Here is a 4762-nt window from a genome sequence, read left to right on the forward strand (position 1 = left end):
GCAGGGCACCGGGCGCGGCCACCCGCCGCCGGTTGCCGTGCCGGGCGCGGCACCGCGAATCGGCGTACGTGAGTGGTGGTGCGTGTGCGGTAACTGGATGTGCGCGGCAGGACGGCTGCCGGCCGGCGGATCAGACGAGCGTGCGCAGCTTCCGCTTGATGTCCGTCGACGTCTCGATGGTGTCGTCCTCGGCGAGCCGGCGGACCATCGACAGCACCTTCTCGTCGGCGGCGTCCGTCGCGCCCGCCTCGACCGACTCGATCCGCCGGATGCCGTTGGCGGAGGTCGAGTGCGGGTAGAAGTGGCCGGCCGGGTGCTTGATGCCCTGACTGCGGTCGGCCAGCCAGACGTAGGCCATCTTCAGGGCCGCGATCCGGCTCTCCCGGCTGCTGTCGCACAGCTCCTGGGAGAACACGTAGAACGCCCTGGCGTGCCGCGACTCGTCCCGGCCGAGCAGCTTCCACACGCGCTTGATGACGGGCTCGGTGGTGTCCGCCGCGAGGGCCTTGTACAGCTCGGCCGCGCGGCACTCGGAGATGATGTTCATCATGAGGGTGCCGGCGCGGGTGTCGCCGATCGGGTACGGCTCCCGCTTGTACAGCGCGTGCTTGGAACGCACCTTCACGCCCAGCCGGTCCAGGCACCGGGCCTGTACGAGCGAGTGCCGGGCCTCCTCGGCGCCCCACATCAGCGCCCACGAGGAGAAGCTGGTCTCGCCCTCCCACTCGCGCAGGAAGTTGTGGGCGCCGGGCAGGGTGCCGAATTCGATGATCGCGGCTTCCGTGAGGAAGTCGATCTCCTCGTCGTCGAGCATCTCCGGCTGCATCTTGTCGAGGTCGAGTTCTTTCCAGTCCCACCGGGTGGTCTCGAACCAGTCGAAGATCTTGTTGTACGTCATGTCCAGGTAGTAATCCGTGTAGTTCTCGTCCTGGACCAGCGAGTGGTACGCGCGCATGGCGATCTCGGCCTTGTCGGTGAACCCGTAACCGGCGAATTCCGACGGAGCGAGAATGTCCTCGACGTCCAGCGCCTCGGCCCAGCCGGGTACGCGCCCGCCGGCGCCCTCGCCGACGACGTACGCGCGGGTCTTGGCGAACTTCCGGTGACCGCGCAGTTTCCGTACGGCGTCCGGCGCGGAGGACCCGCTGCCGCCGACGAAGACCGCCGCGAGGACGTCGCCCTCGTCGAGCTCGTGCAGATAGCGTTCGAAGACATCCGGCCGGGGCCGGTCGAGAGCGATCTCGCCGAACCGGGCGAGCGACAGCTCGCTTTCCGGCCGGATGTCGGGCAGACAGCCGACGTAGGCTATTCGGGTGCGGTTGCGGTTCATGAGGCTTCCCCCTCGACCTCGGTGACAGGTTTCGCTGTGCCGAGTGCTCAGTGCTGGATTTCGGTTCGCTGGATTTCGGTTCGCTGTGCTGAATTTCTCCGCGCGGATCGGATCTCGGCGCGAAGTTCTGCGGCCCGCGGCGGACTTCGTCGTCCGATGCGGGGACTGGGCCCCTGAGCGGTGCCGGGCGTTCTAGGCGGAGTCCGGGGATTCGCGCGGAGTCCGGGACAGAACGTTCCGCCTGCGCGGCATGGGCGACATGCCCACGGCCGTCACCGCGCCCAGCAGCATGAAGACGCCGATGGCGATCCAGGCGTGCCCGAAGGACCGCTCGGTCTCGGCGTACGTTCTCGGCGAGCCCAGCAGCGCGACGAGCAGGCTGATGCCCAGCACGCTGCCGATCTGGCGGCTCATGTTGACCACCGCGCTGCCGGTGGAGAATCGCTCCTGCGGCAGGTCGGAGGTGGCCGTGGACAAGATGGTGGGCAGGGCGAGCCCGACGCCGATGCCGCCGATGAGCCAGCCGGGCAGGAGCGCGCCCGCGTAGTCGGGCCGCTGCGCGAGCTGCTGCCACATCAGCGTGACGCCGACGGCGCACAGCAGGCAGCCCAGGGTGGCGAGCCGGCCCGCGGGGATGCGGTGGGCGAGCCTGCTCGCGACGATCGCGCCCAGCGGCACCATGAGCGGGCCGGGCGCGACGCCCAGGCCCGTACGGAGCGCGGAGTAGCCCCAGACGTTCTGCATCCACAGGATCGCGCAGAGCAGGTTGGCCGCGAACGCGGCGCTGAAGACGATCGCCGTCGCGTTGGACCAGGCGAACACCGGCACCCGCAGCAGCGCCGGTTCGATCACCGGCGAGGCGTGGCGCCGGGAGCGCAGCCAGAACGCGGCGATGCCCAGGACCGCGACGGCCAGGATGACGGTCACGCGCACCGCGGACCAGTCGTCGATCTTCACCAGGCCCAGGGCCAGCAGCCCGACGGCTACGGTCAGGACGCCCGCGCCCGCCAGGTCCGGCATCCGCGAGGCCGCGGTGTCCCGCGAGGACGGCAGCCGGCGGGCCGCGACCACCAGGGTCAGCAGCCCGATCGGCAGGTTGACCAGGAACACCCAGCGCCAGGACGCGGTGACCAGCAGCCCGCCGAAGACGGGGCCCGCGGCGGCGGCGAGCGCCGCGCTGGCCGACCAGACGCGCACCGCGCCCGCGCGCCGCTCGGGCGGGAAGACGGACAGCAGCAGCCCGAGGCTGGCGGGGGTGAGGGCCGCTGCCCCCACGGCCTGGAGCACACGGAAGGCGACCAGCATCCACAGCGAGTTCGAGGCGGCGCAGGCGCCGGACGCGAGGGTGAAGAGGGCGACGCCGAGCAGGAACCCTTCCTTGCGCCCGTAACGGTCCGCCAGCCGGCCCAGCGGTACCAGGAGGGCGGCGAAAATGATCGCGTATCCGTTCAGAATCCAGGACAGATTCGACAGCGACTCGCCCTGGAAGTCACGGCCGATGTCGTCGAATGCGACGTTGACGATGAAGAGATCCAGACCTGCCATGAACGCGGCGATCGATAGGATCGATAAAAGGAGACGGGATTGACCCGGCGTCAGCATGGCAGGGATGCTAGTTGACCCGGAAGTAAGATCACAATGTTTCTGCTCGTAACGGTACTTCGACTTTTGCGGAGGGATGAATTCACCGCGGCGACAACTGGGAGAGTCTGTCGGAAGTACTTCTAATTTGGTGGAATCGGGAGGGCGCACGTTGTCGTGGGCCCTCCGGGTGCACTGCCGGTGCCCTCCCGGTGCCCTCCCCGTGCACTGCCGGTGCGCGGCCGGGAGCGCCGCCGCCGCACTCGGCGCGTACCGCTACAGGCCGACGCCGCCGGAGACATCGACCTTGGTGCCGGTGATCCAGCGGGCGTCGTCGGAGGCCAGGAACGCGACCGCGTCCGCGATGTCCGCGGCCTGCCCGACCCGGCCGAGCGCGGTCCGGCTCACGGTGCTCTCCCGGTGCGCCGGATCGGCCAGCGCGCCGGCGGTCATGTCGGTATGGGTGAAGCCGACCCCGACCGCGTTCACGGTGATTCCCCGGGGGCCGAGGTGCTTGGCGAGGGTGCGGCTGAACACATCGAGCGCGCCCTTGGTCAGCGGATAGCCGATGCTGCCTCCGGAGGAGGCCACCCGTGTGGAAACGGACGAGATATTGATGATCCGGCCGCCTTCGCGCATGCGCGGCAGCAGCGCCTGGGTGAGAAAGAACGGCGCTTTGACATTGACCGCGACCATCCGGTCGAACTCCTCGGGAGTGAGCACCTCGATCGGCCGTCCCATGAAATTCAGCCCCGCATTGTGCACGAGAATGTCGAGCGCCGGTTTCTCCGCCGTCTCCTCCCGCGCCCCCAGCCCTGCGTCCAGCCCCGCCACGAGCTTCTCCACGTCCCCGTCGACGCCCAGTTCGGCCCCCACGGCGAACGCCCGGCCGCCCTTCGCCACGATGCTCGCCACGGTCTCCTCGGCCGCCGCCGCGTTGGATCCGTAGTGCACCGCCACCAAGGCGCCGTCCCGCCCCAGGCGTTCGGCGATTCCCCGCCCGATTCCCCTGCTGCCGCCGGTGACGAGAGCGGTTTTCCCGCTGAGATTTCCCATGAGTTCACCGTAGCCAGGCGCCGGAAGATCGGAAAGAACCGATAAGGCAACCTTGCATTGCTCCGGACATCACGCCGCCGACGGATTCGGTTCCGTGGATTTCGTCCGACGCAACCTTCAATTGCCGCCCGCGCATAGGTGCGGAGACGCCGCGACTATTTCTCCGAGCCGCCGCCCGGTGCATCCGAGCCCTCGCCCGGTGCGCCCGAGCCCTCGCCCAGCGCGTCGCTGCTCTCGGCCAGGGCGGCGACGCACGCGCGTACCGGCGGCGTCTCGGCGCCGTTGCACCAGGCCGCCTTGATCTCGCGCCGCAGGGCGGGGCGCAGGCGGGCGAAACGCACGCCGGGCGGGGCCAGGTGGCGGGAGACCGCGGGAATGAGGGCGGCGGCCAGGTTCTTCTCGACCAGTGCGAGCTGCGTGATGTGTTCGGCGAGGATGTAGCGCACGTCGGGCTCGACGCCGTGCGCGCGCAGCGCCTGCACCAGGGCCTCGTGCGGTTCGGTGCCCGGCGGACAGCTCGTCCAGGCCGTGCCGTCCAGCTCGGCCACGTCGATCGTCCCGCGGCCGCTGAGCGGATGCCGGGTGGACAGCGCTGCCCATACGTCCTCGCGGACCAGGGTCCGCAGGGTGATGCCCTCGGGTACGAACATGGGCCGGTTGGCCCAGCTCTCGATGAGCAGCAGGTCGAGTTCGCCGTCGAGCAGCCGCGGCATCAGGTCGACCGCCTCGCCGTCGTTCACGGTGGGGCGGAGCCGGGGGTGCGCGGCGGCGAGCGACTCCAGAGTGCGGGGGAGC

Annotated in this window: 4 protein-coding genes; all 4 read right to left on the minus strand. The window is 69.9% G+C overall.

The annotated features are described in order from the left end of the window. Positions 1-130 precede the first annotated feature (130 nt). Positions 131-1330, minus strand: a complete 1200-nt coding sequence (locus ACFU99_RS18325; protein WP_384392852.1) for a ferritin-like domain-containing protein — start codon at positions 1328-1330, stop codon at positions 131-133. A 192-nt stretch (positions 1331-1522) separates the two neighbouring features. Beyond that, complete coding sequence (locus tag ACFU99_RS18330; RefSeq protein ID WP_384392855.1) at positions 1523-2932, minus strand: MFS transporter; 1410 nt, start codon at positions 2930-2932, stop codon at positions 1523-1525. A gap of 255 nt (positions 2933-3187) precedes the next feature. Further along, positions 3188-3967 carry an SDR family NAD(P)-dependent oxidoreductase gene (locus tag ACFU99_RS18335; protein WP_384392859.1) on the minus strand — a complete coding sequence of 260 codons (780 nt, stop codon included), beginning with the start codon at positions 3965-3967 and terminating at the stop codon, positions 3188-3190. 155 nt (positions 3968-4122) lie between these two features. Then, positions 4123-4762 (minus strand): LysR substrate-binding domain-containing protein (locus tag ACFU99_RS18340; protein ID WP_384392862.1); only part of this gene is annotated, 640 nt, incomplete at its 5' end.

This window comes from Streptomyces sp. NPDC057654, from assembly GCF_042800135.1.
Taxonomy (GTDB): domain Bacteria; phylum Actinomycetota; class Actinomycetes; order Streptomycetales; family Streptomycetaceae; genus Streptomyces.